The 19,322-nt window shown below is 69.1% G+C and carries 7 protein-coding genes; 2 read left to right on the top strand and 5 right to left on the bottom strand.

Annotation, left to right across the window (positions count from 1 at the left end; genetic code table 11):
* Positions 1-31 precede the first annotated feature (31 nt).
* The 5 genes from ATC03_RS14470 to ATC03_RS14450 all read right to left on the bottom strand — a co-directional run bounded on the left by ATC03_RS14470 (position 32) and on the right by ATC03_RS14450 (position 4,650).
* On the bottom strand, positions 32-793 hold the full coding sequence (locus ATC03_RS14470) for an HAD family hydrolase (protein ID WP_227820110.1): 762 nt from the start codon (positions 791-793) through the stop codon (positions 32-34).
* On the bottom strand, positions 790-1,368 hold the full coding sequence (locus tag ATC03_RS14465) for a GNAT family N-acetyltransferase (protein WP_067878550.1): 579 nt from the start codon (positions 1,366-1,368) through the stop codon (positions 790-792). The genes ATC03_RS14470 and ATC03_RS14465 overlap by 4 nt, the downstream gene beginning before the upstream one ends.
* 14 nt (positions 1,369-1,382) lie before the next feature.
* On the bottom strand, positions 1,383-2,393 hold the full coding sequence (gene trpS / locus ATC03_RS14460; protein WP_067878547.1) for a tryptophan--tRNA ligase: 1,011 nt from the start codon (positions 2,391-2,393) through the stop codon (positions 1,383-1,385).
* A gap of 69 nt (positions 2,394-2,462) precedes the next feature.
* Entirely contained in the window at positions 2,463-3,290 is an 828-nt protein-coding gene (locus ATC03_RS14455) for an exodeoxyribonuclease III (protein WP_067878545.1), read from the bottom strand.
* A 22-nt stretch (positions 3,291-3,312) separates the two neighbouring features.
* Positions 3,313-4,650 (bottom strand): YhjD/YihY/BrkB family envelope integrity protein, encoded by a 1,338-nt coding sequence (locus tag ATC03_RS14450; RefSeq protein WP_152030969.1) that lies wholly within the window; start codon positions 4,648-4,650, stop codon positions 3,313-3,315.
* Positions 4,651-4,887: 237 nt separating this feature from the next.
* On the opposite strand from ATC03_RS14450, the gene ATC03_RS14445 reads away from it, so the two are divergent.
* Entirely contained in the window at positions 4,888-9,198 is a 4,311-nt protein-coding gene (locus ATC03_RS14445; protein ID WP_152030968.1) for a DUF7927 domain-containing protein, read from the top strand.
* A gap of 413 nt (positions 9,199-9,611) precedes the next feature.
* Positions 9,612-19,298, top strand: coding sequence for a VWA domain-containing protein (locus tag ATC03_RS14440; RefSeq protein WP_152030967.1), 9,687 nt, complete (start codon positions 9,612-9,614; stop codon positions 19,296-19,298).
* Positions 19,299-19,322 lie beyond the last annotated feature (24 nt).

Below are 19,322 nucleotides of genomic sequence, written 5' to 3'. Positions count from 1 at the left end.
CTGGTCGTACCGAGAGCCGCGCCGAACCGAGTCAGCCGCTCGTCGCGTCCCATCGCTCGACGAGCTTCGCGGTGAGCTCGGCGAGATCGGGGATCACGATGACGCCGGCGGCACGCACGGCATCTGCGTCGGGGCTGTCGAGCACGGTGCCGTGGCGATCGACCCACACGCCGACCAGCCCGGCGCCTGCCGCGCCGAGGGCGTCGGTGTGCAGGCGGTCGCCGACGTAGGCGGCCCGCGCGACCGGGGCGTCGGCGGCGAAGCGCTCGATCGCCACGTCGAAGATGCGCGGGTCGGGCTTCGTCGCCCCGATCGCGCCCGAGGCGACCACATGCTCGAACCGGTCGAGGATGCCGAGGCGTTCGAGCTTGGCGCGCTGGAAGTCGGGCTCGCCGTTCGTGATGATGCCGAGCCGCACCCCGGGCAGCGCGGCCTCGAGGGCGTCGAGCGTCGGCAGTGCGTCGACGTGCAGGCGCCACCCCGCGCGATACTGCTCGAAGTACCGGTCGAACCACGCGCCGGCCCCGGGCTCGTCGAGCGTCTCGCCGTGCGCGAGCGCGAAGTCGCGTGCGCGCGCCCGGCGCTGGCCTTCGAAGCTCAGATCCCCGGCGAGATAGGCGTGGTAATGCCGCTCCTCGAGTTCATGCCAGAGCCGTTGGGCGGCCTCGGAGTCGCCGTCGTATGCGCGCTCGCGCATGTGCAGGCGGATGCCGTCGGCGACGGCCTCTCGATGGGCCATGAGCGTGTCGTCGAGGTCGAACAGCACGACCGTCGAACGGTGTTCGCGACTCACGCCCGAGCCCCGAGGATGCCGTTCCAGCTCGCCTCGGCGCGAGGGTCGGGCTCGGATTCGCGCACCCCGTACCAGGCTGGGAGGGTGCCGCCGTCGCGTGTGGGAACCGTGGCGTCGTCGGGCTCGATGCGCCGGAATCCCGCGGATCTCGCGACCTTGGCCGAGCCGAGGTTGCCCTCGACCGCGCGCCAGAACACGGTGGTCGCGCCGGGGACGCCTCCGGCGAGCACCCACGCGCAGACCGCGTCGGCGGCCTCGCTCATGTACCCGGCGCCGCGGTGTTCGTCGCCCATCCAGAACCCGATCTCGTGCTGCGCCTCTCGCACGCTGATCATTCCGAGCAGGAGGCCCCCTCGCTCGGCGCGGATCGCCCAGGTGAGTTCGGCTTCGGAGGCCCACCCGGCGGGAACATACCCGGAGAGGAATGCCTCGGCATCCGACGAAGTGTACGGCCACGGCGTGGTGAGGTACCGCTCGAACAGGGGATCCTGGCAGTACCGGGTGACGGCGTCGGCGTCGGCCGGCACCGGCAGGTCGAGCAGCAGGCGTCGGGTGCCGATCTCGACGGGGAGCATGCGATCGACGCCGATCAGCGCCGGCGGAGGAAGCCGACGCGGTCGTAGACCTTGCCGAGCACGACCTCGGCGCGCTCGGCGGCCTTGTCTGCGCCGATGCCGAGCAGGCGATCGAGCTCGGCGGGGTCGTCGAGCAGCTCGAGCGTGCGAGCGCGGATGGGCGCGAGCCGGTCGACGACGACCTCGGCGAGGTCCTTCTTGAAGTCGCCGTAGCCGCGGCCGTCGTACTCGGCCTCGATGTCGGCGACGGTTCGACCGGAGATCGACGAGTAGATGTCGAGCAGGTTCGAGATGCCCGGCTTCTCCTCGCGGTCGTACCGCACCTCGCGACCGGTGTCGGTGACCGCGCTCTTGAACTTCTTCGCGGTGATCGCGGGGTCGTCGAGGAGGTTGACCAGCCCGGCGGGGGAGGCGGCGGACTTCGACATCTTCGACGTCGGGTCCTGCAGGTCGTAGATGCGCGCCGACTCCTTCGGGATCAGCGCCTCGGGCACGACGAACGTGTCGCCGTACCGGGCGTTGAACCGGCCGGCCAGGTCGCGCGTGAGCTCGAGGTGCTGGCGCTGGTCGTCGCCGACGGGCACGGCGTCGGTGCCGTAGAGCAGGATGTCTGCGGCCATCAGCACCGGATAGGTGAAGAGTCCGACCGTGGTCGCGTCGGCCCCGTGCTTCGCCGACTTGTCCTTGAACTGCGTCATGCGGTTGGCCTCGCCGAAGCCCGTGATGGTGCTCAGCACCCAGGCGAGCTCGGCGTGCGCCGGTACGTGCGACTGCACGAACAGCGTGGAGCGCTCGAGGTCGACGCCAGCGGCGAGGTACTGCGCGGCCGTGCGGCGTACGTTCTCGCGGAGCTCCTTCGGATCCTGCGGCACGGTGATCGCGTGCAGGTCGACCACGCAGTAGATGGGGTCGTGGTCGTCTTGGAGCGCGACCCAGTTCACGAGCGCGCCGAGGTAGTTGCCGAGGTGCAGCGAGCCGGCGGAGGGCTGCATGCCGGAGAAGATGACCGGACGGGCGGAGTTCATGATCGAGGTTCCTTCGTCGAGCAGTGGAGAGGTCGAGGTGTCGGGCAGACGCCGCGTCGCGGCATCCGCTCAGATGGCGTAGTCGACGACCACGGGGGAGTGGTCGGAGAAGCGCGTGTCGTACGTGGCCGCGCGATCGACCGTGTAGTCGGTCACGAGTTCGGCGAGCGCGGGCGTCGCGAGCTGGTAGTCGATGCGCCAGCCGCTGTCGTTGTCGAACGCCTTGCCGCGCCACGACCACCACGTGTAGGGGCCGTCGACGTCGCCCGCGAACCGGCGCCCGACGTCGACCCAGCCGAGGCCGTGGTCGTCGGAGCCCTCGGCGCCCACGAAACGGTCGAAGTAGGCGCGCTCCTCGGGGAGGAACCCGGCGCGCTTGACGTTGCCCTTCCAGTTCTTGATGTCGAGCGTGCGGTGACCGACATTGAGGTCGCCGACCACGAGGGCCAGTTCGGAGTGCGCGGCGAGCTCGGGCAGGCGGGCCTGCATCGCGTCGAGGAACTTGAACTTCTCGACCTGCTTCGGGGTGTCGACCTCGCCGGAGTGCACGTAGGCGCTTACGAGCGTGACGATGCGCCCGCCGACCTCGTAGTCGGCCTCGAGCCAGCGGCCGGCCGAATCGAAGTCGTGCGCGCCGAGCTCGACCCGGTGGATGCTCGCCCTGCGGCGGCTCGCGATCGCGACGCCGGCGCGGCCCTTCGCGGTCGCGGGGTCGTGCAGGATGCTCCACTCGTCGCCGAGCAGACTCTGCAGGTCTTCGGTCGACGCGCGCACTTCTTGAAGGGCCAGCAGGTCGACGTCGCGGGCATCGAGCCACTCGGCCATGCCGCGGCGATACGCGGCTCGCACGCCGTTCACGTTGACGCTGGCGACACGGAGACGGGAGGTCGAAGGCATGCCCTCGATCCTATTCGAGGCCTCAGACACCGATCGTTCGTCGGGGGCGCGGCAGCTGGTCGGCCTTCGCCTGCGCCTCGTCGAGGTCGAGTTGCGCGCGGGCGGCGACGCGGCGGGCCTTGAACCCGCCGATCCAGTTGGCGGACTCGACCGCGGCCTCGGCCTCGCGCAGCCGCACCCGGGCGACCGTCACCGCGGCCTGGGCTTCGATCGCGCGACGCTCGGCCGCGAGCTGCGCCGGCGTGAGCTCGCGGAGGCTCTCGTTCGCGTCGGAGGCCTCGACCGCGATCCAGCTCGCGGCCACGAGGATCACGATGCTTGTCATGCGGAACCAGAAGAGCAGCGCGATGAACACCGCGAACGTCGCGAGCAGCGGGTTGCTGCTCGCGAACGTGATGAGGAAGCCGCCGAGCAACTGCATGACCGACAGGGCGGCCGACCCGAGCAGCGAGCCGATCACCATGCGACGCCACGGCATGGCCGCGCCCGACAGGAATCGGAACAGCACGGCGAGGGCGACGGTGTCGATGACGAAGACCACCGCGATCGCGCCGACCTGCACGAAGAAGGCGGTCCAGCTCGAGTTCGGGTCCAGGCCCATGAGCCCCATGAGCCACTGCATGAACCCCGTCGTCGCGACCGACAGCGCCGCGGCGACGATGAGCACGATGCCGAACGCGAGGCCGGCGAGCAGGTCGCGCGCCTTGAGCAGCAGGTACGAGCGCTCGTCCTTCGGCAGCCCGAAGGTGCTGCGCACGCCGATGCGCGTGTACGTGACCCAGCCGATCGCCGTCCACGCGAGGCCGAGCAGCGCGACACCGCCCGTGATGCCGAGGGCGCTCGTGCTCGACGTCGTGATGGCGACGAGTTCGTCGGTCGAGATGATGCCGGTGCTGTCGCTGTCGCCGATGAGGCCGGGCGCGTAGGTGTTCAACAGGTTCGCGAACGCCGTCATCGTCTCGTCGTTGCCCGTGATCCAGATGCCGAACACGGCGAACACGACGTAGATCGCGGCGAAGATGCCGAACAGTGCCTGGTAGCTCATGCCGGACGACAGGATGAACCCGTTCTGCGCCAGGAAGTACCGCCACACGCGCACGGGGAACAGCTCCATGGTGCGGTTCGTGATGCGCGAGACCCGGCTGATCGGCTCTTCGAACCGGTCGCGCAGCGGGCTGCTGAGCTCGTCGAAGCGCTCGCGCGCGGTGAGCGGCACCGGTGCGTCGAGGGACGGGGCGACCGTCGATGGGTCGGATGTCGCGGCAGAGGTGGCGACCGATGCGCCGTTCGCGGCGTCGGGCGGTGACGACGCACCCCGTCGGCGCCCCGCAGGTCGGTCTGGCGTGGGGTGCGCGTTCACGCTTCAACCCTAGCCACGAGGGCCGGCGAAGGGCGTCGTCGGCGTTCGTGGCGGGTCGCGGCGCGGCGATCGGGCGACGGCGTCGGGGGTGGCGTCGGCCTCCGGGTGCCCCGCGAAATGGGGGAGGACGAAAGGTGAGGACTTCTTGTATTCGTGCGTGCTCGGCGAGGAGACTGACGCCACTGACCCGAGATCTGCTCCGAGCCGGCCAACCCGTACCCGAACATGGAGTCCGTCATGCACCGCAATCAGCGCACCCGTTCTGCTGCACGCTCCGACGCCTCGGCGGCACCGCCGCCACCCTCGACGATCCGCGCGGTGGTGTCCGCGATCACCGTCGGCGTCCTCGTGCTGTTCGCCGGCCCGACCATCGCGGCCGCCGAGGAATCGACTCCGACCGCGACCGAGACGACCGCGACGTCGACCGAAGGGGCGACGCCGCCCACTGAGGAGGCTGCGCCGCCGAGCGAGGCGGCCCCTTCGTCAGAGGAAGCCCCGCCCCCGGCCGACGTGTCCGCGCCGCCGGCCGACGTGTCGGCGCCGTCGGCCGCGGAGGCCGCGCCGTCGTCGGACGAGGCTGCGCCTCCGGCCGATGTGTCGGCGCCTTCATCCGAGGGGTCCGCTCCGCCCGCCGACGACGCAACCGCAGCCGTGCCCGAGCCCGCCCCGGTCGACTGCGAGGCCATCCCGATCGGGAACGACGACCGCAGTGCGCGCGACGCGTGCCTGGCCGGACAGCAGGCGGGCATGCGCAGCTTCGCGGTGGCCGCCGACTCGCCGGCGCCCGACCCGAACCCCGACCTGCCCAACAGCTGCGGGCTCGACTTCGCGCTCATCCTCGACAAGTCGGGTTCGATCGGCGACGGCGGCATGGCGAACCTCAAGTCCGCGGCCAACGCCTTCACGAACGCGCTGAAGGACACGGGGTCCCAGGTCTCCGTGACCGCGTTCGATCAGGACGCCTCGCAGTTGCTCCCCGCGACCGACCTGACCGCGGCGAACCTCGGGACCGTCCAGGGCTCGTACTCGGGCCTGTCCTCCGACGGCTGGACCAACTGGAAGCGCGGCCTCGAGGTCGGACACGGCACCTTCGGCGGTTTCGACGACCGGCCCGTCGAGCTCACGATCGTCATCACCGACGGCAACCCGAACACGGTCGACCCAGACAACGGCGGCGAGTTCCCCGACGGTTCACCCGGCGCGCTGGATCCGGCGATCCTGGAGGCGAACTCCATCAAGGGCGAGCCCTCGCACATGTTCGTCGTCGCGGTCGGCGACATCGACCTCGGACCGATCCAGGCGATCTCGGGCAGCGAGGCGTTCACCGGGTCCAACATCACGACGGCCGACTACATGACCACCACCGACTACTCCAGCCTCGCCGACTCCCTGAAGCTCGTCGCGAAGGCGCTGTGCGGCGGCAACGTGATCATCCACAAGCAGGTCGGCATCGCGTTCCCGGGCACGCCAGGGGGAGCCGGCTGGGAGTACTCGACCGCGACGTCCGACGTCGCGCCGACCTCGGACACCACCGACGGGTCCAGCCAGACCGATCCGTACGCGGTCACCGGCTTCGCGGTCGTGCCGAACCCGCCGGCACGGCAGGTGGTCTTCAGCGAGACGCCTGATCCCGGCGGCAGCGTCATGACGGGCGCGCGATGCGGCACCACGTCGAACCTCGCCGACGCGGTCGCGGTGCCCTTCGACACGCCGACCCGCACGTTCACGGCGACCGTCGCCAAGGAATCCACGACGCACTGCTGGGTGCTCAACACCTTCGCCCCGAAGTGGCTCACATGGAAGACGGTCGATCCGAAGGACGGCTCGACCGTCCTGCCCGGCCAGACCGTCACCTACACGCTGCACGCGAAGAACGACGGCCTGATCGAGGTGACCGGCGCGACCGTCACCGACGACCTGAGCGACGTGCTCGACAACTCCACCATCCAGACGGTCGGAGCCGGTCTCTCGTTGACCGGCACGACGCTGACCTGGTCGATCCCCGACCTCGGTCCGGGTGACGAGGCCACGGCGTCGTTCACGGTCGAGGTCGACGACAATGCGTTCGACGAGGTGCTCCACAACGTCATCACGCCGGGCGACAACGGCCGATGCCCCGACGTCGTGCTCGACGACGTCACGAAGGACGACGCCGTCGCGACGCCCGTCGACGACTGCGTCACCGAGAACCCGACGCCCGATGTCACGATCGACAAGAACGTCGACTCGACGACGCTGGACCCCGATACCGGCATCTGGACGCTCGACTACACGCTCGACGTCGCGAACACCGGCGACGTCGACACCTCCTACGATCTGTCGGATGTCACGGACTTCGGTCCTGGGATGACGGTCGCTTCGTTCACGTACTGGTCGCCGGGTGAGGATCCGACGACGGATCCCGGACATTCCCTCCCGGTCGTGCCCGACGGCGAGTACGCCCTCGCGAGCGGCGCGCACCTGCCCCTCGGCATCACGGACCACTGGTTCGTGCGGGTCACGGCCACGATCGACGACGAGGGCGAGCCGACGTACGGCTGCGACGAGGAGGAGGGCGGCGGATTCACGAACACCGGCATCGTCACCGTCGGCACCGGTACGAAGGAGGACACCGCATGCGACGCACCCGGGCGTCTCACCCTCATCAAGACCGTCGACAACGGCGCCCTCGGCGAGGACATCGAGCCGGCCGTGCCGAGCGACTGGCTGCTGAAGGCCGACGGTCCCGTCACGATCGAGGAGCCCGGCGTCGCCGATCCCGGCCGCACCGCCCTCGTGCCGTCGGGCTGGTACACCGTGAGCGAGCGGCCGAACCCCGACAGCGACAATCCGCTCGTCACCGACGGCACCTACGTCGCGGGCGACTGGGAGTGCACGGGCGACGACGACCTCGAGAAGCTCGTCGGCCCCGAGGGCGAGGTGTTCGTGCCGGTCGGAGGTGAGGCCTCCTGCGAGATCGTGAACACCGCCGAGCCCGCGGACCTCGGCATCGTGAAGGAGTACGAGCTGCCCGAGGGTGTCGAGGCGATCGACGACACCGACCCCGAGGCATCCGAGTTCTGGTTCACGCTCACCGTGACGAACCACGGACCCGACGTGCCGGGCGCGCTCGTGACCGACACGCTGCCCGACACGCTCGAGGTGATCAGCGGCATCACGATCGACCCCGACGACCCGAACTGGAGCGCCTCCTTCACGGGCAACGCGTTCGAGGCGCTGTACAACGGCGTGTACGCCGAGGGCTCGGTGACCGAGTTCCGGTTCCAGGTGCGGTTCCTCGGTGACCCGCTCGGGCCGCTGCCCGAGAACCCCGAGACGCCGCCCGAGCCGGTCCCGGCCGAGCCCGTGGTGAACGAGGCGTGCGTCTCGATCGTCGTGCCCGAGGTCGAGGAGCCGGTCGAGTCCGCCGTGGCGGCGGTCGCCGTCCCGATCCTGCCGACGAACGACCTCAACCCCGGCAACGACTGCGACGAGGTCACCGTGCCGACGAAGGCCATGCAGGCCAACGCGTACGTGCAGTGCATCAACGACGTGCCGTGGCTCTACCACGACGTCAAGACCGTCGGGCCGGTCGCTCCGGCCGACATCACCGTGACGTGGACGCCCGACCCGGTGTTCTACCCCGACGCGGAGCCGATCGTGCAGACGATCCCGTGGGCCGAGCGCACCGGCCGGCTGCTCTGGCCGTACGGCGCGGTGAACTCCGAGGGCATCTCGATCGCCTGGCCGGGCTGGCGCCTCGCCGAAGAGGGCGATGTGGTGGGCGAGGGCACGATCGTCGACTCGTGGGAGAACATGGTCAAGGACTCGTCGCTCCCGAGCTACGCATTCGCCGACCAGCTGCATCCGCTCACGATCACGTTCGAGATCAACCCGAGCCAGTCGGTGCTGGCGGTCTACCCGTCGGCGACCCCCGCCTGCGCGGTCACCCGCGCGGCCGGGCCGCTGATCGAGAAGACCTCGAGCGTCACCTCGGCCAAGCCCGGCTCCACGTTCGACTACACGCTGTCGGTCACGAACCCGGGCCTCGGCGCCACCAAGGCGATGGAGCTCTTCGATGAGATCCCGTCGGACCTCAAGGTGAACTCGATCACCACCCCGGCCGCGCCCGCGTTCCCGCGCTGGGACGACTGCGCGGTGACGGGCACGTCCTCGACCGGATACGGCGGCACGCTGCACTGCATCCTGAACGGGCAGATCGGTGGATCGAGACCGGACGCACCCGACGTGGTGCTCTCGGTCACGCTGAATCCGGGAACGAACGCGTCGAGCGTCGTGAACACGGGTGAGATCTGCTGGAACGACCTGCCCGACGACGAGACGGCCCCGGTGGCGGAAGGGGCGATCCCGCTCGATCCCGAGGAGGCGATCCTGTGCGACGACTCCACGGTCACGGTGACCGTGCCGCATCCGGGGTCCTCGATCGCGAGCACCGGCTTCGCGGGCGGCCCGTCGATCTGGGTGGCCGGAGGGCTGCTGCTGATGGGTGCGGTCGCGGTCGCGTTCGTGGCGATCAGGAGGCGCCGCACCGAGGGCGAGCGGCCCTGAGCGGTCGGGTATCGCCGACCGGTCGACGACGGTGAACGGATGCCGCGGCTCGCTGGAGTCGCGGCATCCATTCGTTCGTATGGACGCGAGTCGCGACATCCATTCGTACGCAAGGAAATGAGCGGTCCTCAGATGCCCCGCGTTCGGGTGACAGGGCTGCCGAAATCCTGATCAACCCGCGGATCGGGTACGAGATGCCCCCCGTATTGGTCACGCAGGAACCCTGTCGCTGCCTCCCCCAGCAGTGCTTGACTCGGCTCACCTGCGTAATCCTCACATTCAGCAGGCTGACCCGACGCGAAGGTTCGATGATGAAGCTCAACTGGTTCGGCACCCGAAACGACGACCACGCACAGGGACCGCGTCGGTCCCGACGTCGACGTGAAGCCGAGCGAGCGCGAACCCTGCGAGGCGTGATCGCCTCGATCGCCGTCGGCGGTCTGCTCGTCGTCGGCCTGCCGACGATGGCCTTCGCCGAGGGCGTCACCCCGACCGACCCGCCGACCGAGCAGCCCATCACGACGACGGAGACCACGCCGCCGACGGAGGCCGCGACGCCGACCGAGGAGGCCACGCCGACGGAGGCCGCGACCCCGACCGAGGAGGCGACGCCGACCGAGTCGGCGACCCCGACCGAGGAGGCGGCCGAGCCGCCCGCCGAAGAGGCACCGGCCGCCAAGCAGGCCGCGAAGGAGTCCGCCGCCGGCGATGTCGGGGTGTTCTCGGTGTTCCCGGCCGACACGGCGAACTGTACGACCGAATGCGGCAACCTCCAGATCACGAACACCGTCTCCGGCGGATCGGCGACGCCGGACCAGTGGACCATCCACGCCGTTCGCCTGAGCAACAGCGACAACTACAACTTCACGTCGGGCCAGACACGGTCCGTGCCGCGCAACAACACCTACACGCTCTACGCGGAGAACGGTCCGGCCAACTACACGACGACCGGCTTCACGTGTTCGGTCGGCGGCAGCGGCGGAGGCGACCCGACCTTCAACGCGGCCAACCGCACCGTGACCTTCAGCAACTCGAACGGCAACCCCACCCAGAAGTTCGCGAACTGCACGTTCACGCAGACCTTCACCGGCCCGGGCACCATCAACGTCCAGGTCGGTGGCGTTCGCACCGGCATCTCCGCCGTCGCTGGCCTCGCCGGCGTGACGCTGCAGCTGTACACCGACAACGCGGGTTCGTTCGGCTCGATCATCAACCAGCCGTGGGCCACCTGCGTCTCGCTCGCCTCCGGCGTCTGCACGTTCACCGTGCCGGCACCGAACGGAGCCCGCTACTGGGTGGCGCAGGCCACGCCGGGCGTCCCCGGAGGCTGGACGAAGAACGGCACGCTCGCAACCGGAACCACCCCGGCCTCCGCGCCGTACCGGTTCCAGACGTCGGTCATAAACAACGGCGGAACGTACAGCTCGACGAGCGACTTCATGATCGCCACGGGCAACACCACGAACAACGCGTCCGGCGGCATCTGGCAGAACTCGCTCGCCAACCCGCCGGCCTCCCAGAAGTGCGGCGTGCGCGTCGCGCTCGTGATCGACCTCTCCGGGTCGGTGGCACCGAACTTCACCGAACTGAAGAACGCAGCCAAGGGCTTCGTCACGGCGCTGCAGGGTACGCCGTCGCAGGTCGGCATCTTCACGTTCAACAACGTCGCCCCCGCCAGCTCGGGAGCGAACCTCGGCATCACCCCCGTCTCGACCGTCGCCGGCGCGAACACCGTGCGCAACCACATCGACGGTTTCTCGACGCCGACCGAGGCGACGAACTGGGACCGCGGCATCTACCAGGTCGCGACCAGCGGCACGCAGTACGACCTCGCGGTCGTGCTCACCGACGGCAACCCGACGGTCTACTCGAACGACGAGGGCCCCGGTAACCGCACGCGCTTCCGCGAGGTGGAGAACGGCGTGTTCTCGGCCAACGCCGTCAAGGCGCTCGGCACGCGCGTCATCGGCTTCGGTGTCGGCGACGGCGTCGGCGGCTCGCCCGACAACCTCATCGCCATCTCGGGCAACACGCTGAACTCCGACTACTTCCAGTCCGCGGACTACGACGAGGCCGGCACGATCCTCCGCAACCTCGCGCTCGGCGCCTGCGAGGGATCGATCTCGGTCGTCAAGCAGGTCGTCTCGAGCACGAGCACGGGTGAGTCGAAGACCGGCCAGACGCCGGCGGGCGGCTGGAAGTTCACCGCGGCCCCCACGACCGGTGGCATCACCCCGGCTTCGCAGGAGGGCACCACGGCCGCCGGAACCGGCGCCGTGAACCTGCCCCTGACCTTCGCGGGCGGTACCACGAGCGGCACGGTGAACGTCACTGAGGACCCGCAAGGCCACAGCATCGTGCAGACGAGCGGCAAGAACGCGGTCTGCACCGATGTCGCGACGGGCGCGGCGATCACCGTGGGCAACCTGGCGACCGGCTTCTCGGTTCCGGTGAGCTCGACGCAGGCGATCACCTGTACGGTCTGGAACCGGCCACCGTTGCCGCAGGCCACCTACAGTGTGAACAAGGTCTGGGTCGTCAACGGCGTGACCTACCAGAACGGCCAGCAGCCGATCGGCCTCACCGCGCAGCTGACCGTCGGCGGCACCAACACCCCCTGGGTGACCGTGCAGGGACCGGTTCCGGCGAACACCGTCATCTCGCTGAACGAGACCACGGGCGTCGGCTCTCGCGACCTCTGCCGCATCACCGACAGCAAGGTGACCCTCGCGAACGGCGCTGCCCCCGGCAACGGTGCGCTGCCGTACAGTGCCACGCTGCAACCCGGTGACAACACCTACACGATCACGAACACCGTCACCTGCGACAGCCAGCTGACGCTGAAGAAGACCGTGACGAACGGCGGAGTCGCCCCGAGCGTCTGGAACCTCGACGCCGTCGCTCCCGGCGGATCCCTTCCCGGGCCGAACGGTGCGACCGGCACGCCCGGCGCAACCGCACTCGTGACCCCGAACACGACCTATCCGCTCGTCGAGACCGGCGACCCGCGCTACGTGCAGACGCTCGGCCTCAACGCAGTGCCGGTTCCGCCCGCCACGGGCAGCTGGAACTGCGAGCAGGTGAACGCGGGCGGCACGGTCATCCCCGGCTTCAGCGACGGCCTCAACGGCGGCGTCACCGTGCCCCTCGGCTTCCGCGTGCAGTGCACCGCGGTGAACCAGACCGCGCTGCTCACGCTCATCAAGGACGTGGTCGAGCTCGAGGGCACCGACCCCGACCCCAGCGACTGGACGCTCACCGCGACTCCGAACGTCGCCATCCCGGGCCTGAACCCCGCGTCGACGACGACGGGCAACACCGTCCTCGTCCGTCCCGGCACGAGCTACACGATCTCCGAGTCCGGTGGCCCTGCGGGATACCAGCTGCGCGACATCCAGTGCAAGACGACGGCCGGCGGTGACTACGTGGTGACGTCGACCGTCACCGTGGCGGCCCTCGCCACCGGCACCTGCATCGTGACGAACGAGCCGATCGCCCCGCAGATCAAGCTGACGAAGGTCGTCACCGGCAACGTCGCCCCGGCGAACCAGTGGTACCTGTCCGCAACGGCAGGCGGCACGGTCGTAGGCGGCGACGGTGGAACCGGCGGCTTCGTCGACGTTCCCGCCGGCGTCCCGCTGACCCTCGCGGAGTCGACCTCACTGCCGAACGCGGGCGAGTTCCTGCCGGGAACGTGGTCGTGCTCCAAGAACGGCGGCGCCCCGGTCGCCGGGCCCTCGGTCCCGGCCCTCGCTCCGGGCGACAAGGTGGACTGCACGGTCACGAACACGCTGAAGCCGATCGTGCCGACCATCACCAAGACGGCAGCCATCCCGACGGCGAACGCCAACGGCACCTGGACCATCGGCTACGACATCGTCGTGAAGAACCCGAGCAACTTCCAGGACCTCACGTACACGCTGAGCGACCAGCTGAAGTTCGGCACGAGCGTGACGGTGAACAGTGCGACCTACCAGCTGCAGCCCGCCGGTGCGGTCACCGCGTGGAGCGTGCCGTTCGCGAACGTGCAGGCCTTCGCCGGCGTTCCGACGCTCCTCAAGGCGACGCAGCAGACCTGGCACGTGACGGTCAACGCGACGGTCGCCCCGAACACGGTGCCGAGCACTGATCCCGCCGCGTGCAAGACCGGCACTCCTGGCAACGTCGGATTCCTCAACTCGGCCGTGATGACGGTCGCGGGCACGACGTACCCCGCCCAGGACTGCGCGGTCCCGGTCAACCCGACCATCACCAAGGTCGGCGGCACCGCCGTCGACAACGGTGACGGCACGTGGACCCTCCCGTACACGATCACCGTCACGAACCCGTCGGCGACGACCGGCGTCGTCTACGACCTGAGGGACAAGCTCGCCCTGCCCGCCTCGGTGACGCAGGTCGGTCCGCCGGTGGTCGTGTCCAAGCCGGGCGGTGTCACCACCGTCCCGACGTGGACCGGTGCCGTACCGAACGACCTGCTGGCCGACGACATCGCCCTCGCGGGCGGAGCAGCGGCCCACGTGTACCAGATCTCCGTCCAGGTCAGCATCGACTCCGGTGACCCGGCGTACACCTGCCCGAGTGCGGGCGGCCTGAACAACACGGCGACCCTCGTCTCGGGCAACCAGACGACCGACGCCACCGGCTGCGTCACGGTCAACTCGCCCACGATCACCCACACCAAGGCGGTCGTCCCGGGTTCGGTCTCGCAGGGCAGCGACGGCAAGTGGACGATCGCCTACGACCTCGTGGTGAAGAACACCACGGCGGTCGGCGGCCTCTACACGCTGGCCGACTCGCTGCACTTCGGCACGGGAGTCGTGCTCACCGGCGCCTCGTACGCCCTGACGAAGGACTCGGTCGCATACCCGACCTCATGGGCGGGCAGCGGCAACATCGCCGTCGATGCCTACCTGGCCGGCAACACGACGACCACGTACCGCATCACGGTCTCAGGCATCGGGCTCACCGGCCCCGACCTGACGCCGGCGCAGTCCGCGTGTCCGACCGGCGGCAGCGCCAACGCCGCGTTCAACAACACCTCGACCCTCAAGGTCGCGGGCACATCGACCGATGCCTCGGCCTGTGGATTCCCGAGCGCTCCGAAGATCGTGAAGTCGGGCGCGACGTCCATGCAGCGGCTCGACGACGGCACATGGGATGTCTCGTACACGCTCACGGTGTCGAACACCGACCCGGGCGCGAAGCCGTCGTACTACACGCTGACCGATGACCCGGCGTTCCCCGCTGGTGTCGACTACCTCAGCTACCAGATCGACGCGCAGGCGCCGGTCACCCCGTACGACGGCTCGCCGTTCACGGTCGCGTCGAACAAGGCCATCGCGGCCGACGCGGTCGATGTCTACACCGTCGTGATCAACGTCGATGCACCCGCGGGCGAGATCCCGCCGGCAGAGCTCGAGTGCAAGACCGACAACAACCCCGGCGGCGTCGGCTTCCTGAACAACGCCATCGTCACGTCGGGTGAGATCACGCGCACCGACGACGACTGCACCAACATCGACCGCGGCGGTGAGCCGACGGTCGAGAAGGGCAACCCGACCGTCACGCAGGATGCGGACGGCGTGTGGACGATCGTCTACGACGTCACCGTGACCGGCAACGAGGACTTCGTCTCGAAGTACACGCTCGACGACACGCTCCGGTTCGGTCCCGAGGTCGACGTGCTGTCGGCGACGTGGACCGGCGAGACGAGCGGCGAGTGGCCCGGCCCGGTGGGCGGCCCGCCGACCGACGAGACCGCGAAGCTGGTCCCGACCGACAAGGTGATCGGCATCGCCGGCGTCCACGAGTACACCGTGACGGTGACGGCGAAGGTCGACAAGGCGGCCTTCACCGACCCGACGACGAACACGTGCGCGTTCACCGAGGTCGACCCGAACGTCGGGTTCCTCAACGAGGCCACGCTGACGTCGAACGGCATCTCTTCTTCCGACACCGGATGCGGCCTTCCCGCCCAGCCGAAGATCGAGAAGAGCTCCGTCGGCGACGTGACCAAGGTCGGCGACCACTGGGAGGCGACCTACACGGTCACGGTCCAGAACCTCAGCGCCACTCAGGCCCTCGTCTACGACCTGTCCGACACGCCTGACTTCGCGGGCGACGTCTCGATCACCGATCGCGAGGTCACCAGTTCGGATGTCACGGTGAACCCGGCCTGGAACGGGGCATCGTCTTCCGACGATGTGGTCGTCGAGGACCAGGAGCTCCTGGGCGGCGCGACGCACACCTTCACGGTGGTCGTCTCGTTCACCGTCGACGACGTCGACGGCAGCGACGAGCTGCTCTGCGAGGGCGAAGACGGCAAGGGCCTGCTGAACGGGGCGACCGTCACCTCCGGCGACACCTACACCGACGACGCCTGCTTCGACGTCCCCGTGGTCGTCCTGCTCGACAAGGAGTGGGTCATCGACGGCGGTGCTCCGATCGCTTGGGACAGCGACGACCTGCCCGACGGCTTCAGCGCCCAGGGCACGCTCGATGGTCAGAACGTCGAGTGGGACACCGAGTACGGTCCCTACGCACTGAACGACGAGGTCACGGTCGGTGAGACCGGCGTCCAGGTTCCCGAGAACTGCGAGCTCGTGGATTCGAGCGGCACGGGTGACCAGACGCTCGAGAACACGTTCAACACCTTCCTGGTGACCAACTACGTCGACTGCACGCAGACGGTCACGCTCACGAAGGTCGTGCAGAACCCCAACGGCGGCGACGCCGTGGCGGCCGACTGGACCCTGAGCGGCGAGAACGTGGGCGACGACAGTGACACGTTCACTGGCGAAGGCACGGCATCCGGCACGGTCGACGTCAACGTCGGCTACACGCTGAACGAGGTCTCCACGAAGTGGGTGAACGGAGTCGAGTACGAGGTCACGGCGACCTGGACCTGCGAGTCCGAGAGCGGCCCTGACGCCTTCACGCTCCTGAGCACGCCCGGCTCGGTCAACGCCACGCTGACGGTGAACACGCTCGGCGCGAGTGTCGACTGCACCATCACCAACTCCGACATCGCACCGACGCTCGAGCTCGAGAAGATCGTCAAGCCCGACTCGGTGGCGACGGACTTCCCGCCGTCGCTGTGGACGCTCACCGCGAGCGACAACGGCACCACGGTGATCGAGGGTGACGGCGCCGCCAGCGGCCCGGTGGAGTCGAACGTCTCCTACGACCTCGCCGAGAGCGCGGACTTCGAAGGATCCGACGAGTTCGAGTCCGGCGAGTGGGTGTGCTTCGACAACAGCCAGACGCCGCCGGTGCCGGTGGAACTCGACGACGACGCCGTGGTGCTCCAGCCCGGACAGGACGTCTCCTGCTCGATCACGAACACGGCGAACCCCGCCACGTACGAGGTCGACAAGACGGTCGAGTCCGCTGAGCAGCAGGCCGACGGCTCGTGGCTCATCACCTACGAGGTCACGGTGGAGAACACCAGCGTGGTCTCCCCGCTGACCTACGACCTGATCGACGACCTCTCGTCGTTCGGCGAGGGCATCACGATCGACGAGGCGACCTGGTCGTCGACCAACGGCGACTCGGGCGACTGGGGCGATCTGCCCGACACGCTCGAGGAGACGCTGGCCACGGACCAGCCGCTCGAGGCGGGCGCCGAGGACGTCTTCACGGTGATCGTGTCCGCGACCGTGACCGAAGAGGCGTGGACCGGCGAGACCACGGTCTGCTCCCTGCCCGGTTCGACCGAGGCCGGCGGCTTCCGCAACGTGGCCACGATCACGATCAACGAGCGGCCCGAGGTTCGCACCGACTGCGACGAGCCGGGTCAGGCGACGGCCGTCAAGTCGCTGTTCGACGGCGCACAACCGACGCTGAACGGCGACGGCACGTTCACGGTCAAGTACAAGATCGAGGTGACGAACGAGAGCGACAAGGATCTGTTCTACGACCTGAGCGACACCCCGGCGTTCCCCGCCGGTACGACGTTCACGGCGACGGCGGTCGATCCCGACGGCGACCCCGTCGGCGACTGGACCGGCGTCGACCCCGACACGGTGCTCGCCGACGACTGGGTGATCCCGGCCGCCGACGGTGAGCCGACGGTGCAGACCTGGGTGATCACGGCCACGGCCAACGTCGAGACGATCACCGAGATCGACGACGTGAAGTGCGTCGAGAGCACCTCGGGCAAGGGCTTCTTCAACGGCGGATCGTTCTCGTCGGGCACGATCGAGACCGATCTCGAAGCCTGCGTCAACATTCCGGTCGCGAAGCTGACGCTCACCAAGCACGTCGACAACACGGCGATCGAGAGGCTGCCCATCACGGGCGGTGTGGCGAGCGACTGGTCGCTCTTCGCAGACGGCCCCGTGCTGGTCGACGCGGTCGGCAACGAGGACGGCGTCACCACGGTGGTCCCGGTGGGCGAGTACGGCCTCTGGGAGCAGGCGATCGCCGATCCGTCGAGCCCGCTCGTGCCCGACTACTACGATGCCTCGGCCTGGGAGTGCGAACCGAACGAGGCGACGGAAGCCTCTTCCGAGGAGGATCCGATCACTCACCTGATCGAACTCGCAGCCGGCGACGACGTGACGTGCACGATCACGAACACGGTGTTCGCGGTGGATGTCGGCATCGAGAAGCGTGCCGACCTGCCCGAGGGCGTGACCGCGGTGGACGACACCGAGGACAACGAGTTCGAGTGGGTGCTCACGGTCACGAACAACGGACGAGCGGTCGCGAACCTCGAGGTGACCGACCTCATCGACCCGCAGCTCGAGATCACGGGTCCGGCGACCTTCGATCCGGCCGAGAACTGGACGGAGGACACCGAGGGCAACGCGTTCAGCGCCACCTACAGCGGCGTCTTCGCGGCCGGCCAGGTCGCCACGATCCGCATCCCGGTGAAGGTCCTGCCCGTCGAGGTCGAGGCCCCGCCCGCTGTCGGTCCCGATGACCCGGCGCCGGTGCTTCCGCCGCTGAACACGGAGCCGATCCCGAACGAGGCGTGCGTCGCCATCCTGGGCCCCGATGAGGAGCTCGAGCTTTCGGCGGACGTCGATCTCGGACCTGTGGCGGACCTGCTCGACCTCGATGAGACGAACGACTGCGCCGAGGCGGAGGTGCCGGTCAAGCGAGTCGACGCCGGCGCGTACGTCCGATGCATCGCGGATGTCCCGTGGCTGTACTTCGACGTACAGGCGACCGAGAACGTCACTCCCGGTGAGATCACCGTGACGTGGACCTCGGCCGACGGCACGCTCACCAAGGTGCAGACCGTTCCGTGGGACGCTCGCAACGGCCGGCTGCTCTGGCCGGGCGCCGCGGTCGATGCCGACGGCATTCCGTACCAGTTCCCGGGATGGCGTCCGATCACCGAGGAGGATCTCGCGAACCCCGGCTCGGTCGTTCCGGGCACCAGGTTCCTCGACCTGATCCTCGATGAGACGGTCGACACGTACCCGTGGCGCGACACGGAGAACGGCGCGACGATCACCTTCTCGGTGAACCCGAGCCAGAGCGTCCTCGCGGTCTACCCGCAGGCTCTGCCGACCTGTGCGATCGACCGTCCGGCCGAGCTGCAGATCGACAAGACCGCGAGCGTCACCAGCACGAAGGCGGGCGGCGACTACAGCTACTCGCTGCAGGTGACGTCGGTCGGCACGGGAGCAACCAACCCGACCGAGGTGTTCGATGAGATCCCGGCGAACCTCCGGGTCGACTCGATCACGACGGCCCCGGCTCCGGCGTTCCCGCGCTGGGAGAACTGCGAGGTGACGGGCAAGGACTCGAGCGGATACGGTGGCACGCTCCACTGCGACCTGCTCGGGCAGCTCGGGCCGAACTTCACGTCGGCGCCGGTCATCGACCTGGCGGTGCACGTGAAGGAGGGCACCAAGGTCTCCACGATCGAGAACACCGGTGAGGTCTGCTGGCAGACGGCCGACGATACGGAGCCGGTCACGGAGTGCGCGGAGGACACCGTCCCCGTGACGCTCCTGGGCGGAACCGCGGTGACCGGGTTCGCGGGCGGCCCGTGGGTCTGGGGGGCCGCCGGCCTCCTGGTCCTCGGCAGCCTGGCCGTGATCTGGGTCACGATCCGACGGCGTCGGGAGGCGGCCGCCGACTGATCCGCGGCGGCCCGACGGTGGGTG

The sequence above is a fragment of the Agromyces aureus genome, from assembly GCF_001660485.1.
Taxonomy (GTDB): domain Bacteria; phylum Actinomycetota; class Actinomycetes; order Actinomycetales; family Microbacteriaceae; genus Agromyces; species Agromyces aureus.
The sequence above is the reverse complement of the archived record's forward strand: the minus strand, read 5'-3'. Positions and strand labels throughout refer to the sequence as shown.

What these genes read in the sequence shown, in the direction of transcription:
- ATC03_RS14465 (WP_067878550.1), bottom strand. Translation starts at nt 1,368, where the DNA reads ATGCTCCCCGTCGAGATCGGCACCCGACGCCTGCTGCTCGACCTGCCG.
- trpS (WP_067878547.1), bottom strand. Translation starts at nt 2,393, where the DNA reads ATGAACTCCGCCCGTCCGGTCATCTTCTCCGGCATGCAGCCCTCCGCC.
- ATC03_RS14455 (WP_067878545.1), bottom strand. Translation starts at nt 3,290, where the DNA reads ATGCCTTCGACCTCCCGTCTCCGTGTCGCCAGCGTCAACGTGAACGGC.
- ATC03_RS14445 (WP_152030968.1), top strand. Translation starts at nt 4,888, where the DNA reads ATGCACCGCAATCAGCGCACCCGTTCTGCTGCACGCTCCGACGCCTCG.